This window comes from uncultured Tenacibaculum sp. (assembly GCF_947499065.1).
Taxonomy (GTDB): Bacteria; Bacteroidota; Bacteroidia; order Flavobacteriales; family Flavobacteriaceae; genus Polaribacter.
Genome location: NZ_CANMMT010000004.1, coordinates 166174 through 182132, shown reverse-complemented (window position 1 = coordinate 182132; position 15959 = coordinate 166174). Strand labels below are relative to the sequence as shown.

Genomic DNA, 15959 nt, shown 5'->3' with positions numbered 1-15959 from the left:
TTTAATGAAAAAGTATATTTTATTTTTTGTCGTAATAACAGGATTACTTTCTTGTGAGAGAGATGATTTTTGTGTACAAAATCTAGTAACTCCAAATTTAGTTTTACGTTTTTACGATAAAGACGATAATAGTCAAACAAAAGCAGTACAACGCTTATCCATTATAGCTCAAGGAAAAACGGATAGTTTATTTACCAATCAAACAATTGATAGTATTGCTATCCCATTAAATTCATTAGCTACAGAGACAGTGTATACACTTAAAATGAATAATATTGATAATACTTTAGCTAACAATCAAATAGCTACACTTACTATAAAATATATTCCAGAAGAGGATTATGTTTCTCGTTCATGCGGATACAGAGTTATCTATAAAGATGTTAATTTAACATACACTGGTTGGATTGATAATTTATCTACTTCATTAATCACTAATATTGACAATCAAGCAAAAGCCCATGTACAAGTATATCATTAGTCTTTGTCTTACACTTAGTTTTTTACAAGGATACGCTCAAAAAGCAAAGAGTTCTGAAGCAAAAAAAGATACGATAACTTACAAAACAGGTTATGGACTTCGTTTAGGGGTTGATATTAGTAAACCCGGACTTTCTATTTTTGATAAAAGTTATAATGGATTAGAAATTGTAGGTGATTACCGTGTTTCAAAAAAATGGTATATAGCTACAGAATTAGGATATGAAAAAGAAATAACTTTTGAAGATTTCACTACTTCGACTTCTAAAGGTAGTTTTATTAGGTTAGGAGCCAATTATAATGCATATCAAAACTGGTTAGACATGAACAATGAAATTTATGTTGGAATGCGTTATGGATTTGCTCTTTTTGACCAAACTTTAAATAGCTATAAAACAAATGTTGGTAATAGTTATTTTCCATCAAATACAATTACAACTCCTGTAACAGAAACTGGACTAACAGCCCATTGGACTGAATTCCAACTAGGTATAAAAGTTGAAACTTTTAAAAACCTTTTTGTTAGCGCTGGTTTTTCTTACAAAATAATGATTAGTGTAGACGATCAAACAAACTTCAAAACACTATACGCACCAGGATTTAATAGAGTTTTTGAAAGTAAGACTGGTTTTGGATTTAACTATACAATATCGTACCTAATACCTTTTGTTAATAAGTAATTTTAAATATTACCCTTGTTTTTAATACCTTTACAGTCATTTTTATAAAAGTTATTAACAATGAGTAAAGTCCCAAGCGTAAATTTAGCTGACTTTTTATCGGGTGATGAAAGCAGAAAACAAAAATTTATAAACGAAATAGGTAATGCTTATGAAACTATTGGTTTTGTTGCATTAAAAGGTCATTTTTTAGATGATGAACTAGTAGACAATCTATATAAAGAAATTAAAAACTTTTTCGAATTACCTACTGAAGTAAAAGAGAAATATGAAATACCAGGAATTGGAGGGCAAAGAGGATATGTTTCTTTCGGAAAAGAGTCTGCAAAAGGGAAAAAAGAAGGAGATTTAAAAGAGTTTTGGCATTTTGGTCAGTACGTAGATGCTGATTCTAAATATGCAAAAGAATATCCTGCTAATGTAGAAGTTGAGGAGCTTCCAGAATTCAATAGAATAGGAAAGCAAACATATCAAATGTTAGAAAAAACAGCTAAATATGTTTTACGTTCATTAGCATTACACTTAGGATTAGAAGAAACTTATTTTGATAATTATATCAAAAACGGAAATAGTATTTTACGTCCAATACACTACCCTCCTATTGAAACTGAACCAAAAGGAGCTGTAAGAGCTGCTGCTCATGGAGACATTAACTTAATTACATTGTTAATGGGAGCTCAAGGAAAGGGATTACAAGTACAAGATCATGATGGAGTTTGGCATGACGCAATTGCTCAACCTGATGAATTAATGATTAACGTTGGTGATATGTTATCTCGTCACAGTAACAATAGATTAAAATCAACTATACACAGAGTAACAAATCCTCCTAAAGAATTATGGGGAACTTCTCGTTATTCTATTCCATTCTTTATGCATCCAGTTTCAGACATGAAATTAGATGTTTTGGAAAACTGTATTGACGACAATAATCCAAAGCAATTCGAGGATATTACAGCTGGTGAATTCTTAGACGAACGTTTACGTGAATTAGGATTGAAAAAGTAATTTAATGGATTTACAAGATCAATTAAAAAACTTATTTCCAGGTCATCAATTTGAAGAAAAACCAACTGAAGAAAAACCAGATATTTGGCTTCAAGATGATCCTATCCTTTGTAAATATGAAAAACGCAAAGGAAAACCTGTTACAATTTTAGACGGGTACAATGGTGCTACTCAAGATTTTAAAAAGCTTGCTAAAGAAATAAAAACCAAACTAAGTGTTGGTGGTAGCTTTAAAGATGATACTATTATTATTCAAGGTGATTACCGTGATCAAATAATGGAAATATTAAAAGATAAAGGCTTCAAAGTAAAACGCGTTGGAGGCTAATATTATTGAAGTGTCAAGAATCTTTTTTCTTGACACTTTTCCTTCAAACAACTTTAAAGTGTTAAAATATAGGTAATTAATAATAACGTAGAAAAATCAGCGTTTATTATATACCAACAGAAGAAATCAAAAAGAATTCCTCAATATTATGACATCCTCATTATTACACATTACCAACGGAGACACAACAACTCTACAGTTAAAAAACTTAAATTTTAAAGGAGATATTATTACATGGAGAGAAATGTTGTGCGAAGGAAAAACATCCGTTGATGTAGGAAGTGAAAACTTTTGGAAAACCCGTTTTGATTTTCTCAAATCCTCCTATAAAGTAACTAAAAGGAAGTTTATTGACTACACTTTAAAAGAGTATAGAAATCTTTGTAATCAAAAAAAGCAAGACGAAATAGTCTTATGGTTTGAGTACGATTTATTTTGTCAAATAAATATGTTGGCCGTTATTAGTTGGCTTAAACGTTATAGAAAAAATCAAAAAATCTCTCTAGTTTGTAGTGGTAAAGTAGCAAACAGTGAAAAAATGTTAGGTTTAGGAGAACTATCTCCTATTCAATTAAAAGAACATTTTAAAAACAGAACAATACTTAACCAAGACGATATAGAATATGCTGACTATATATGGCAACTTTATTGCTCAGATAGTCCTTTACAACTAGAAAATTCTTTAAAACTCAACCCTAAATCACCTTTCGTGTATTTAGAAGAAGCTATAAAAGCACATTTACTACGTTTTCCATCTATAGAAAATGGATTGAATCATATTGAAAACAATATTTTAAAAACTGCTAAGAACAATAAATTTGAAACAAAAAATAAGTTTATTGGTCACCTATTATCAAATCAAGAAGTTTATGGGTACGGTGATATTCAATATGTTAATAAAACAAATCAATTAAAAAGCTTATTTTCTTCATTTAACCCAGTTAAATTAAATAAAATAGGTAAAAAAGTACTGCATAATCAAACAAACTATTATGCAAAAATGCGTTCTGATTTTTCGTATCTTGGAGGCGCAAAAAAATACAGCTATCTATATGTAAACTCTACAAACAAGCTGTTAAAAATTACATCATAAATGAACATACAACATTCTGAACTCATCTTAAATCCTGATGGAAGTATTTATCATCTAAATTTAAGACCTGAGCATATAGCTACCGATATTATTTTCGTTGGAGATCAATATCGTGTTGACAAAGTAACACAACATTTTGATTCTATTGAATTTACAACTCAAAAGAGAGAATTTAAAACTACTACAGGAACTTATAAGGGAAAAAGATTAACTGTTATCTCTACAGGAATAGGACCTGATAATATTGACATTGTTTTAAATGAACTTGATGCTTTAGTAAACATTGATTTAGAAACACGTCAGGTAAAAGAAACTCATACACAGTTAAATATTACTAGAATTGGTACTTCTGGTTCTTTACAAGCCGACATTCCAGTAAATAGCTTTTTATTAAGCTCTCATGGATTGGATTTAAACGGTATGTTACAATCTTATCAAGTAGAAGAAATTGCTAATTCTGAATTAGAACAAGCTTTTATTAAACATACAGATTGGAGTTCTAAAAAATCGTATCCTTTGGTAGTAGCCAACGGAAAAGCATTAGAAGAAAAATTACTTTCAGATAAGGTACATAAAGGTATTACAGCTACTGCTGGCGGTTTCTATGGACCTCAAGGACGTGTTTTACGTTTAGGACTACAAGATGCTCAATTAAATGCTAAAATTGATAGTTTTAATCACAATGGTAATAGAATTACAAATTTAGAAATGGAAACTTCTGCTATTTATGGCTTATCAAAATTACTAGGTCATAACGCAGCTTCAATGAATGCTTTAATTGCCAATAGAGCTAATGGAACATTTAGCGAAAATCCTGGTAAAGTTGTTGCAGATTTAATTCAATACACTTTAGACAAATTAGTTGAATAGATGCTAAATTTAAAAGTAGGTGGTGTACCAGAGCATTTCAACTACCCTTGGTACATTACCTTAAAAAATAAAGAATATACCGACAACAACATAAATTTACGTTGGCAAGACTTCCCTGGAGGTACTGGTGCTATGTGCAAAGCATTACGTTCAGGAGAAATCGACATTGCAATTGTACTTACTGAAGGAATTATCAAAGATATTATCAATGGTAATCCTTCAAAAATTACACAAACCTTCGTAAAAAGTCCTTTAATTTGGGGAATACATGTTGGGGCTAAATCTTCTTTCAAAAAAATTGAAGATTTAGAGCATGCAACAGTAGCCATTAGTCGTTTTGGCTCTGGATCTCATCTAATGGCTATTGTAAACGCACATAATAATGGTTGGGATGTTGAAAAACTAAAATTCAAAGTTGTTGGTAATTTACAAGGAGGAATTGATGCTTTAACTAATGGTGAAGCTGACTATTTTATGTGGGAACATTTTACCACTAAACCTTTGGTTGACAACAATACTTTTAGACGTTTAGGAGATTGTCCTACACCTTGGCCTTGTTTTGTAGTAGCAGTTCGTAATGAAGTTTTAGAGAATAATTTTAATGAAGTAAAAAAAGTTTTAGATATAATCAATAACTGCACTTCTGACTTCAAAAAAATTAAAAACATCGATAAAACATTGTCTATCAGGTACGAGCAACAATTAAATGATATTCAAGAATGGTTATCTATTACAGAATGGAATGATGGAGAGCCAGTAACTGAAAATTTAATTACAAGCATACAAAATAAAATGGTTGAGTTTAACGTTATTGATGAGAAGAAAGATTCTGGTGAGTTAATCAGAAATATGTATATTTGATTTTTTAAAACCCAAAAAATGAAAAAAATAGTATTTATTGCAATTTGTGTTGTTAGTTTAGTAGGTTTTTCTTCTTGCGGAAGCACAAGTCCTTGCGGTTTAGCAAAAACTAATCAAACAAAACAAAACCAACATCAACAAGAAATCATAGTAGCCGATGCTACTGAGATAGCTGAATAAGTTGATGTTTCTTTTATTCAAATTCAATAAATCCGCTTTTTTAGGCGGATTTTTTAGTTCTTCTTTTTTAACATTGGAACAAATTTAAAGTCTCCCAATTCATGTTTCTCAAATTCCTTAGGTGATTTTCGAAGAAATAAAGTCATAACTTGCTCCTTATCCCCTACTGGTATTAATAACCTTCCTCCTATTTTTAACTGCCCTAATAAAGCTTTTGGCACGTATGGAGCACCTGCTGTTACTATAATTTTATCAAACGGAGCCTCTTCAGGTAAACCTTTGTAACCATCACCAAAAATAAAACGTTTTGGTCTATACCCTAATTTAGGTAAAAACATTGATGTTTTTTTAAATAATTCATGCTGACGCTCTATTGAGTATACCTCAGCGTTTAACTCTAACAAAACAGCTGTTTGATATCCAGAACCAGTACCAATTTCTAAAACTTTTTCCCCTGATTTAACTTCTAATACTTGCGATTGAAATGCAACAGTAAAAGGATGTGAAATTGTTTGATCTGCTGCAATAGGAAATGCCTTGTCTTGGTAAGCATGTGATTCAAAACTACTATCAATAAACAAGTGCCTTGGAATTTTTCGTACAGCATTTAACACTTTTATATCATATATCCCTTTAGCTTCTAAAACCTTTGCTAATTGATTTCTAAGCCCTTGATGTTTGGTAGTATCTCTCACAAATAGTAAAATTTCGACGGGCTAAAAGTAGTAATAAATCTCTACAAAAGTGTATCTTTGTTAGCGTTGATTTTTTGTATAAATCATTTCTTTTTATATAAATATTCAAATAACTAATAATCTTTCACTTATGCTAAAAGCCGGAGTTTTAGGCGCAGGACATTTAGGTAAAATACACTTGCGTTTGTTACAACAATCAGAAAAATATGAATTAGTAGGATTTTATGATCCTTTTACCGAAAATGCACAAAAAGTAGCTAAAGAGTTTGGTTACAAATTATTTAACTCTATAGAAGAACTTATAGATGCCGTTGATGTAGTTGATATTGTTACACCAACCTTATCTCATTTTGATTGCGCCAAACAAGCCATCGAAAAAGGAAAACATATTTTTATAGAAAAACCAATTACAAATACTTTGCAAGAAGCAGAAGGTATTAGAACCTTAGCTAGTCAGAATCACATTAGAGGACAAGTTGGTCATGTGGAGCGTTTTAATCCTGCTTTTACAGCTGTTAAGGATGTTATTGATACTCCAATGTTTATTGAGACTCATAGATTAGCTGAATTTAACCCAAGAGGAACTGATGTCCCTGTAGTATTAGATTTAATGATTCATGATATTGACATTATTCTATCCGTAGTAAAATCGAAAGTAAAAAATGTTCATGCTAGTGGTGTTTCTGTTATTTCTGAAACTCCTGATATTGCCAACGCTCGTATTGAATTTGAAAATGGATGTGTTGCTAACTTAACATCTAGCAGAATTTCAATGAAAAACATGCGTAAAAGTCGTTTTTTCCAGAAAGATGCATATATCTCTGTAGATTTCTTAGAGAAAAAATCGGAAGTAGTAAAAATGAAAGATGTTCCTGAAAATCCAGATGAATTTGCTATGATTTTACAAAATGCTGAAGGTGTAAAAAAGCAAATTTATTTTGACAATCCAGAAGTAACACCTAACAATGCAATTCTAGATGAGTTAGAATCTTTTGCCAATGCAATTAATACTGATACAACTCCTGTTGTTTCTTTAACTCAAGGAACAGAAGCTTTAAGAGTCGCTCAAATGATTATTGATTGTTTCTAATCAAACTTTAAATAAAAAATAAAACTATACATACAACATGGAAAATATCGCAGTAATTGGAGCTGGAACTATGGGGAATGGAATCGCTCATACATTTGCTCAATTTGGATATAACGTTCAACTTATTGATATATCACAAGATTCTTTAGATAGAGGTATTGCAACCATTACTAAGAACTTAGACAGAATGGTAGCTAAAGAAAAAATTAGCTCTGAAGACAAAGACAATACTTTAAACAATATTACCACTTTTACCTCTATAAAAGAAGGTGTACAACAAGCTAGTTTAGTAGTAGAAGCTGCTACAGAAAATGTTGACTTAAAATTAAAGATTTTTAAAGATTTAGATGAAGTTTGTCCTGAAGAAACAATTCTAGCAACTAATACTTCTTCTATTTCAATAACTCAAATTGCTGCGGCAACTAAAAGACCTGAGAAAGTAATTGGAATGCACTTTATGAATCCAGTGCCAATTATGAAGTTAGTTGAAATCATTAGAGGATACAACACTTCTGACGAAGTAATGGACTTTACAGTTGATTTAACGAAGAAAATAAACAAAGTTCCTGTAGAGGTTAATGACTACCCTGGTTTTGTTGCAAATCGTATCTTAATGCCTATGATTAACGAATCTATAGAGACATTATACAATGGAGTTGCTGGTGTTGCTGAAATTGACACTGTAATGAAATTAGGTATGGCACATCCAATGGGTCCTTTACAATTAGCCGACTTTATTGGTTTAGATGTATGCTTATCTATCTTAAATGTAATGTATGATGGATTTAAAAACCCTAAGTATGCTCCATGTCCATTATTAGTTAACATGGTTATGGCTGGTAAATTAGGTGTTAAATCTGGTGAAGGTTTTTACGACTATAGCGAAAGTAGAAAAGCCGAAAAAGTGGCTAAAATGTTCTCTTAATCGCTTTATAAGCTTAACAATAATAAAAAAGGAAGTTTCTGATTTGAAACTTCCTTTTTTATTTTAAAATAACGAACCTATAATTTCTTTTATAGTAATTCCTTCTGCTTCCGCTTTATAATTTTTGACAACCCTATGCGATAAAATAGGAATTGCAACTGCTTGAACATCTTCAATATCTGGAGAATATTTTCCTTTAACAGCTGCATGCGCTTTAGCAGCTAATATTAAATTTTGTGAAGCTCTTGGTCCAGCTCCCCAGTCAATGTATTTTTTAACAAAACTAGTAGCTCTATCAGATTTAGGTCTTGTTTTACCAACTAAACCTACTGCATACTCTATCACATTATCTGCTACTGGAATTTTCCTTATTAATTTTTGCACCTCTATAATTTCTTGAGCAGAAAAAATTGATTTTACGTTTTGATTAATTATTGAAGTCGTATTCTTTACTACTTGTACCTCTTCTTCAAATGATGGATATTCCAAGTTAATAGAAAACATAAACCTATCTAATTGCGCTTCCGGTAAAGGATAGGTTCCTTCTTGCTCTATTGGATTTTGAGTTGCTAGCACAAAAAATGGTAAATCTAACTTATATTGATGCCCTGCCACTGTTACAGATTTCTCTTGCATTGCTTCTAACAATGCAGCTTGTGTTTTAGGAGGTGTACGGTTAATCTCATCAGCCAAAATTATATTAGAAAATATTGGTCCTTTAATGAACTTAAAATTTCGATTCTCATCTAATATTTCACTTCCTAAAATATCAGAAGGCATTAAATCTGGAGTAAACTGTATACGACTAAATTGTAAGCCTAATACGTTAGAAATTGTATTAACTAATAATGTTTTTGCTAAACCTGGAACACCAACTAAAAGAGAATGTCCTCCACATAAAATAGACAATAAAGTATAATCAACGGCTTCTTGTTGTCCTATTATTACTTTTCCTATTTCTTGTTGCAATTGAGAATATTTTTGAACCAAATTGTTTACCGCAGTTACATCAGACATAAATTATCTTTTATTTTTAATACAATATTTTTTACAAACTTTTATAAAATGAGATTCCCGCTTTCGCGGGAATGACAATATAAGTATAATAAAATTATTATTTTTTATTTATTTCCTTTTTTCCAATCTTTTTTAAAGGTACAAGACTTATAATTATTTCCTAATTTTATATAAGTTTCTTGGATTTTATCTTTAGACCATTTAACAACCTCTTCTTCTTTCTTTTTTGCTAAAGCAAACTGTTGCATTCTTACATAATCTTTTACAAGATCAGCTTTATGTGTTTCAGTTTTATTCTTTAAAAAGATTAACTTATACATCTTTTCACCTTCACGTGTTTCATCATAAAATATATCTGAAAGATCTCCTTTTTTAAGCTCACTAATTCTTCCAAATAAATCTGGTGGCATTCTTGTTAATTCAAAAGTAGACTCGTTTGTATAAGGGTTAATTATTAAACCACCATTGTTCTTCGTATCTTTATCTTCAGAATATTTTTTGACAGCTTCTTCAAAAGTTATTTTTTCTTCTTCTAAATCTTTTTTAATTTTTTCTATTTGCTCCTTAGTTTCTTTTAATTTTTCATCAGCAATTTCTGGTTGCAATAAAATATGAGAAACATCTCTTCCTTTTCCTTTTATTTTATTTAGTAAAATAATATGAAATCCAAAAGGAGATACAAATGGTTCTGAAACTTCTCCCTCTTCTAAAGAAAAAGCAACTTCTTTAAATTCTTTAACAAAGTTTGTTTCTTTAGTAATAACTCCCATATTACCTCCATTTTGAGCAACACTAGGATCATCAGAATTAATAATAGCTTTTAATTTAAAGCTTGCTCCTCCTTCTACCTGCTTTTTAATTTCATTAAGCTTTTTTATGATACGCTCGTTTTCCTCTTTTGTAGGCTCTGCTTTTAATACTAATTGAGCTATTTCTACTTCAGCTGGTATTTCTGGCAACTCATTTTTATCTTTTAAACCTTTAAAATAAACACGAACTTCTTCTGGAGTTACATCTACTTTTTCAGTTATTTTTTGTTGCTCTTTCTCAATTAATGCATTTTCTTTTTGGACTCTCCCTAACTCTCTCTTAAAATCTTGCAAATCGTTAAATCCATAAGCTTTATAAGCTTTTTCTTCATCTCCATATTGATTAACAAAAAAAGCCACACTCCTTTGAACTCTAGAGTCAATATCTGCCTGTGAAACTACAACACTATCTATTACTGCATGATGGGCTAATAATTTTTGCTGCATTAATTCCTCTAGCATTTCGCAATCGGAAAATTTCACTTTCCCTTCGCTTCTTGCTTCAACTTCTTGTTTGAATTTATCTATATCAGAATCTAAAACAATATTTTTACCTATTACTACAGCTACTCCATCAATTTTTTTAGCTTGTTGAGCATTTACAACTCCTAAACTAGCTAAAAAAAAGGTGAATAAAATACTAGTATTCTTTAAAGTTTTTGTTTTGAATTGCATCATTTATCAGCGTTTTTTCTATCTCTCTTATTAATTCTAATTTTCTTTTGTGTAAAATAATTTGCTTAATCCTTGAACTAACAAACGTTAAAGGGGCCGTAGCATTTCTTGGTAACATATTTTTTACAGCGACCAAATATACTCCTAAACTATCTTCTTTTTGTATGAATTTGGATATTTTTAACAAATTTTCCTTAGATTCTTTCTGAAAAGGAGCAATACTTTTCTTTAGATAATCAATTGTAACCCAAGTTGAGTCTTGTAATCGGTAGGATTTAAAGTTTAATAAATAACTTTCCAAATCTTCTTTATCTTCTTCTTTATTGGACTTAAACTTTTTTACCGTTTCATCCTTATCTAAAAAATCTTTACCAAAATGAATATATTCAAACTGTAATAACTCTTCGTTTAGCTTGAAGTTTTCTTTATTTTTCTGATAATACGAATCTATTTCTTCTTCTGTTACAATGGTATCTAATTGCTGCTTTATAAGACGTTCTTTATAACCATTGATATATAGACTTTTTTTGTAATCGTTTACTAAGCTTTCTATTTTCTCACTATTTACTTCAGAAATATTTTCTTCCGCTTTAGCTAATAATAATTGCTGTTTTGCCCATGAATTTATTAAACCTTTTACAATAACTAAACTATCTTTTGCTGTTATTCCCTTTGGTAATAAATCCTCTATATCTTTTTTGTATAAATTTTTATTATATACAGTTGCAATAGGCTTGTCCTCCCTAAATTTTTCCCTCTTAATACTAATTAAATCACAAGAGACTATAAGTAGTAATGTTATAAAAAAGAATCCCCTCTTCATTTTTTATTGATTAAATATTTTTTTAAACTTCTTTAACTCCCTTTCTTTTACTATAATTTTATTATTTTCTCTTAAATTTTCAACCCATTCTTTTTCTAGCTTCTTTTGATAGTCATTCATAATATGACCTCTAACTTCTTCAAACTTTTTATTCTTATATTTCGTTTTATTTAACTCATACATCTTCTTTAGCTCTAAGGTATCTTTAGATGCTCTATTCCAAATCTTTTTCTGCATTAAATCAAACAATAACAATCCTTCTTTATACTCTAACAATACATTTCTGTATTCTGGTTCTTTATGAACTAAATCATCTTTAAAATAGGTTATAATTTCAGCATCTTTAAATTTTTCATACAAATCTTTCACATTATGACTATGCCTATGACCAATGAAGTTCATAAAATCCTTTTGTAAAATCTTTTTATCCTTATTTATTGTAAATAAAACCTCTTTTAAATCTTGAGTTTCTAAAACATGTGTATTAGTATTTAAAAAAACTTTTAAAGCATTTTTATTCTCTTTTATTTTATACTCTCTTTTAAGTTTATTTAATACCGCTTGTTTTGATAAACCTGCTCTATTGGATTTTTTCATTTTTCTAGTCAATTCACTTTTAATCTCTTCAAATGAACCCACCGGATATTTTTTCAATAATTTTACAATATGCCATCCATATCTAGTTTTGAATGGTTTACTATAACTTCCTTCTTCATTTAGTCCTCTTACTGCATTCTCAAAACTTTCTACCATCTTTCCTGTACCGAACTTTGGTAGTTTTCCTCCTAAAGTTGCTGTTCCTTTATCTTCTGAATACTTTTCAGCTACATTCTCAAAAGACTCTCCTGATTTTAACTTTTTATAAATTGAGTTAATTTTCTCCTTGTCTCCTTCAGAAGCTTTTATTAAAATATGAGCAACTTCAAATTCTCCTTTGGATTCTCTCTTTCCTGTAGTTTTTAAAATATGATATCCAAACCTTGTTTTAAACGGTTTAGAAACTTCTCCTACTTTTGTTTTATAAGCAGTTTCTTCAAAAGGGTATACCATAGTAAAAGCTTTAAAATATCCCAAATCTCCACCATTAATTTTGGCAGAAGGATCTTCAGATACTTCCTTCGCCACTTTTTCAAAAGATTCACCAGACAAAATTCTATTTCTTATGTCTGATATCTTCTTGTAAAGAACTAGTGAATCTTTTTCTTCCATCTTCTTTGGATACTTAATTAAAATATGACTAGCTCTTACTTCATTCTTAGTTCTATCGTAAGCTTCTTTTATTAATTTTTTTAAATAATCATTATCCTGTAAATAAGGAGCTATTAATTGGTTTTTGTAACCTTCTAACTCTCTTTTATAAGTCTTTAAAGTATCTAATTTTAATTTATAAGCTTCTTTTACTTTTAATTTATAATTTATGTACAGTTCAAGATAGTTATCAATATCTTTAGATGCTTCATCTTCTAAAACAGCTAAATTTTTCTCATATACTTGTTTAAATTCCGAAACCATAACTGGTTCATTATTTATTCTAAATAGCTCTTTATCTTTTTGAGCAAAAGACATTGAACTTACAAAACATACAAAAAAATATAAAAACTGTTTTCTCATCTTATAACGATATTATTCCTTTAATAGCTTCGGCTTTTTTATAGTACGATATTACTTCATCAGCCCCTTTCACCTTAATATGTATAGAAACACTAACATACTTTCCCGTTCTTGATTTTTTGGTATCAATAACAGCTCCTCCTGCATTAAATAACTCTTTTACTTCCTCTACTTGATTACCATCTGTTGGCACTATAAATTTATATAAATATTTGGCTGGAAACTTGGTAGTATCCTCTAATTGTGCTTTTAACTTAATATAAAACGCTTCTCTATCTGACATATTTTTATTCTTTTAAAAATTTTCCATCATAAATTGTCTTAAAAAATGATGGAGAACAAAATTACACTATTTATTACATTTATAAATTGAAACTTTTATTTTTGCAAAATGCAACAAAAAATAGTAATTATAGGAGGTCCAGGTACTGGAAAGTCTTCAATTTTAAGAGAGCTTATAAAACGTGGTTACGAATGTATGCCAGAAATATCAAGAGAAGTAACCCTAAAAGCTCAAAAAGAAGGTATAGATCAATTATTCTTAGAACAACCTTTATTATTTAGTCAACTATTATTAGAAGGAAGAGAACAACAATATTTAGATGCTCAAAAAAGTGATAGTTCAATTATCTTTTTTGATAGAGGAATTCCTGATGTTCATGCGTATATGAATTATTTAGGTAACGACTACCCTCCTATTTATAAAGAAAAAAGTAATAAACACTTATACAACAAGGTGTATATGTGCGCTCCTTGGGAAGCCATATACAAATCTGACAATGAACGCTACGAAACCTATGAGCAATCTGTAAAAATTGATACTTTTTTAAAGGAAGCTTATGAAGAAATAGGTTACGAAATTATCAACGTTCCTTTTGGAACTGTAAATGAACGATGCGATTTTATTTTACACTCGTTAAAAAACGATGTATGATGAAGCTTTAAAAATATTAAAACATTATTGGGGATATTCTTCTTTTAGAACTCCCCAACAAGAAATAATTTCTTCTGTTTTAGAAGGCAAAGATACTATTGCTTTATTACCTACTGGTGGTGGTAAATCTATTTGTTTTCAAATACCAGCCTTATTAAAAGAAGGTGTTTGTATAGTGATTTCTCCATTGGTTGCTTTAATGCAAGATCAGGTAAGCAATTTAAATGATAAAGGTATAAAAGCTACTATTATTCCTTCTGGAAGTTCTCAAGACGATATTATTACTTTGTTTGATAATATTAAATTTGGAAGAACCAAGTTTTTATATCTATCACCTGAAAGACTTCAGTCCCGTTTTATTCAAGAAAAAATTAAGCAACTTCATGTTAACTTAATTGCTATAGATGAAGCTCATTGTATTTCTGAATGGGGGCACGATTTTCGGCCTTCATATCAAAACATTAAAGTACTAAAAGAACTACAGCCTGAAACTAATATCATAGCCTTAACAGCTACTGCTACTAACAAGGTTATTAATGATATTATTACTTCTCTTGCAATAGAATCTTCACAAGTATTTAAAAAATCTTTTTATAGAGAAAATTTAGCATATCAAATTTTTAAAACTGATGATAAGCTTGGAAAGCTTCGTAAAATTTTTACTAAAACAAAAGCGCCCGCTATTGTTTATGTAAATTCAAGAGCAAAAACTAAAGAGATTAGTGCTTATTTAAATGCAAATAACTTTAAAAGTTCTTTTTATCATGGAGGTTTAACAGCTCTCGAGAAAAAGATAGCTTTTGATAATTGGATGAGTGAAAAAACTCCAATTATTGTAGCTACAAATGCCTTTGGAATGGGAATAGACAAACCAAATGTACGCGTAGTTATACATTTGAATTTACCTTCTTCTATAGAAAATTATATTCAGGAAGCTGGACGTGGTGGAAGAAACGGAAACAAAGCTTTTTCTGTAGTATTAACTAATGAAAGTGATATAAAACTTAGTAAAGAGTTATTAAAAAAATCTTTACCAACTATTGATGATATTAAAATCGTTCATCAAAAACTATATCAACATTTTCAAATAGCTAAAGGAGAACTTATAGAAACTAGTTTTAACTTTAATCTTTTAGAGTTTTCTAATAAATATAAATTAGCTCCTAACAAAACATATAATGCGTTACAAATTCTAAATAGTAATGGGATTATTGAATTAAATAATAATTTTAATCAAAAATCTACTGTTCAATTTATTGTTTCGAATAATCAAGTATTATTGCATTATAAACAAAATTCTACTTCCAAAAATTTTATACAAAGTTTATTACGATTGTATGGTGGTATTTTTGAAACTCAAATAAAAATTGATGAGTTTTATATTGCAAAAAAAACAGGCGTTACTTCTTGGTTTGTTATTCAAGAATTAGAACGTATGGCTGAGAATGGTTTTATTGAATACAATAAAGCTACCAACGATTCCGAATTATTTTTTCTTCATCCTAGGGAAGATGATAGGACAATTAATAATGTATCAAAAAGTATTAAGATTTATTTAGCTCAGAAAGAACAAAAAATTAAAGACTTAATTTTCTTTATCAAAAACAATACTATTTGTAGAAGTCAACAATTACTATCTTATTTTGGTGAAGACTTTGGTACAGAATGTGGTATTTGTGATGTTTGTTTAAACAAAAACAATAAAATTTCTATAATAACAAATGAAATTATTGCTTTACTAAAGAAGAAAAAAGAACTAACCGTTCAGGAAATGTCTTTATTGTTAAATCAAAAAGAAGCAAACATTTTAATACTTTTGCGCGAATTGTTATCGGAAGAAAAAATTAGTAGTTCAAACAATAAATATTTTTTAATATAAA

Annotated in this window: 18 protein-coding genes; 12 read left to right on the top strand and 6 right to left on the bottom strand. The window is 29.5% G+C overall.

Annotated features, from left to right (window positions below; translation table 11 throughout):
* Window positions 1–4 precede the first annotated feature (4 nt).
* From Q0958_RS10475 to Q0958_RS10440, 8 genes are all read left to right on the top strand, one after another.
* A complete protein-coding gene (locus Q0958_RS10475) occupies window positions 5–481 on the top strand; it encodes a DUF6452 family protein (RefSeq protein ID WP_299122739.1) in 477 nt (158 codons plus the stop codon).
* Window positions 462–1160 carry a DUF6048 family protein gene (locus Q0958_RS10470; protein ID WP_299122737.1) on the top strand — a complete coding sequence of 233 codons (699 nt, stop codon included), beginning with the start codon at window positions 462–464 and terminating at the stop codon, window positions 1158–1160. The genes Q0958_RS10475 and Q0958_RS10470 overlap by 20 nt, the downstream gene beginning before the upstream one ends.
* A gap of 60 nt (window positions 1161–1220) precedes the next feature.
* On the top strand, window positions 1221–2168 hold the full coding sequence (locus Q0958_RS10465; RefSeq protein WP_299122735.1) for a 2-oxoglutarate and iron-dependent oxygenase domain-containing protein: 948 nt from the start codon (window positions 1221–1223) through the stop codon (window positions 2166–2168).
* 4 nt (window positions 2169–2172) lie between these two features.
* Entirely contained in the window at window positions 2173–2496 is a 324-nt protein-coding gene (locus Q0958_RS10460) for a translation initiation factor (RefSeq protein ID WP_299122733.1), read from the top strand.
* 148 nt (window positions 2497–2644) lie between these two features.
* Entirely contained in the window at window positions 2645–3589 is a 945-nt protein-coding gene (locus tag Q0958_RS10455; RefSeq protein ID WP_299122731.1) for a DUF1835 domain-containing protein, read from the top strand.
* Window positions 3590–4459: a nucleoside phosphorylase gene (locus Q0958_RS10450; RefSeq protein WP_299122729.1), complete on the top strand. Its 870-nt coding sequence runs from the start codon at window positions 3590–3592 to the stop codon at window positions 4457–4459.
* The gene (locus Q0958_RS10445; protein ID WP_299122727.1) at window positions 4460–5320 is read left to right on the top strand and encodes a substrate-binding domain-containing protein; all 861 of its coding nucleotides are present in this window, start codon (window positions 4460–4462) and stop codon (window positions 5318–5320) included.
* 18 nt (window positions 5321–5338) lie between these two features.
* Window positions 5339–5500, top strand: a complete 162-nt coding sequence (locus Q0958_RS10440; RefSeq protein ID WP_175578764.1) for a hypothetical protein — start codon at window positions 5339–5341, stop codon at window positions 5498–5500.
* A 53-nt stretch (window positions 5501–5553) separates the two neighbouring features.
* Here Q0958_RS10440 and Q0958_RS10435 read toward each other — a convergent pair whose 3' ends face one another.
* Entirely contained in the window at window positions 5554–6195 is a 642-nt protein-coding gene (locus tag Q0958_RS10435) for a protein-L-isoaspartate(D-aspartate) O-methyltransferase (RefSeq protein WP_299122725.1), read from the bottom strand.
* 130 nt (window positions 6196–6325) lie between these two features.
* Here Q0958_RS10435 and Q0958_RS10430 point away from each other — a divergent pair, with 130 nt between their 5' ends.
* Both Q0958_RS10430 and Q0958_RS10425 read left to right on the top strand, forming a co-directional pair.
* A complete protein-coding gene (locus Q0958_RS10430) occupies window positions 6326–7285 on the top strand; it encodes a Gfo/Idh/MocA family oxidoreductase (protein ID WP_299122723.1) in 960 nt (319 codons plus the stop codon).
* A 37-nt stretch (window positions 7286–7322) separates the two neighbouring features.
* The gene (locus Q0958_RS10425; protein ID WP_299122721.1) at window positions 7323–8210 is read left to right on the top strand and encodes a 3-hydroxybutyryl-CoA dehydrogenase; all 888 of its coding nucleotides are present in this window, start codon (window positions 7323–7325) and stop codon (window positions 8208–8210) included.
* 63 nt (window positions 8211–8273) lie between these two features.
* Here the strand turns inward: Q0958_RS10425 and Q0958_RS10420 are convergent, their stop codons facing one another.
* The 5 genes from Q0958_RS10420 to Q0958_RS10400 form a co-directional block, all read right to left on the bottom strand.
* Complete coding sequence (locus tag Q0958_RS10420; RefSeq protein WP_299122719.1) at window positions 8274–9227, bottom strand: MoxR family ATPase; 954 nt, start codon at window positions 9225–9227, stop codon at window positions 8274–8276.
* Between the two features lie 104 nt (window positions 9228–9331).
* On the bottom strand, window positions 9332–10714 hold the full coding sequence (locus Q0958_RS10415) for a peptidylprolyl isomerase (RefSeq protein ID WP_299122718.1): 1383 nt from the start codon (window positions 10712–10714) through the stop codon (window positions 9332–9334).
* Window positions 10677–11534, bottom strand: coding sequence for a hypothetical protein (locus Q0958_RS10410; RefSeq protein ID WP_299122716.1), 858 nt, complete (start codon window positions 11532–11534; stop codon window positions 10677–10679). The genes Q0958_RS10415 and Q0958_RS10410 overlap by 38 nt, the downstream gene beginning before the upstream one ends.
* A 3-nt stretch (window positions 11535–11537) precedes the next feature.
* Window positions 11538–13145, bottom strand: coding sequence for a peptidylprolyl isomerase (locus Q0958_RS10405; RefSeq protein ID WP_299122713.1), 1608 nt, complete (start codon window positions 13143–13145; stop codon window positions 11538–11540).
* Between the two features lies 1 nt (window position 13146).
* Window positions 13147–13428 carry a DUF493 family protein gene (locus Q0958_RS10400; protein WP_150901153.1) on the bottom strand — a complete coding sequence of 94 codons (282 nt, stop codon included), beginning with the start codon at window positions 13426–13428 and terminating at the stop codon, window positions 13147–13149.
* A 108-nt stretch (window positions 13429–13536) separates the two neighbouring features.
* Between Q0958_RS10400 and Q0958_RS10395 the strand changes: the two genes are divergently transcribed.
* Both Q0958_RS10395 and Q0958_RS10390 read left to right on the top strand, forming a co-directional pair.
* Window positions 13537–14079 (top strand): ATP-binding protein, encoded by a 543-nt coding sequence (locus Q0958_RS10395; RefSeq protein ID WP_299122711.1) that lies wholly within the window; start codon window positions 13537–13539, stop codon window positions 14077–14079.
* Window positions 14072–15958 (top strand): ATP-dependent DNA helicase RecQ, encoded by a 1887-nt coding sequence (locus tag Q0958_RS10390; RefSeq protein WP_299122709.1) that lies wholly within the window; start codon window positions 14072–14074, stop codon window positions 15956–15958. The genes Q0958_RS10395 and Q0958_RS10390 overlap by 8 nt, the downstream gene beginning before the upstream one ends.
* Window position 15959 lies beyond the last annotated feature (1 nt).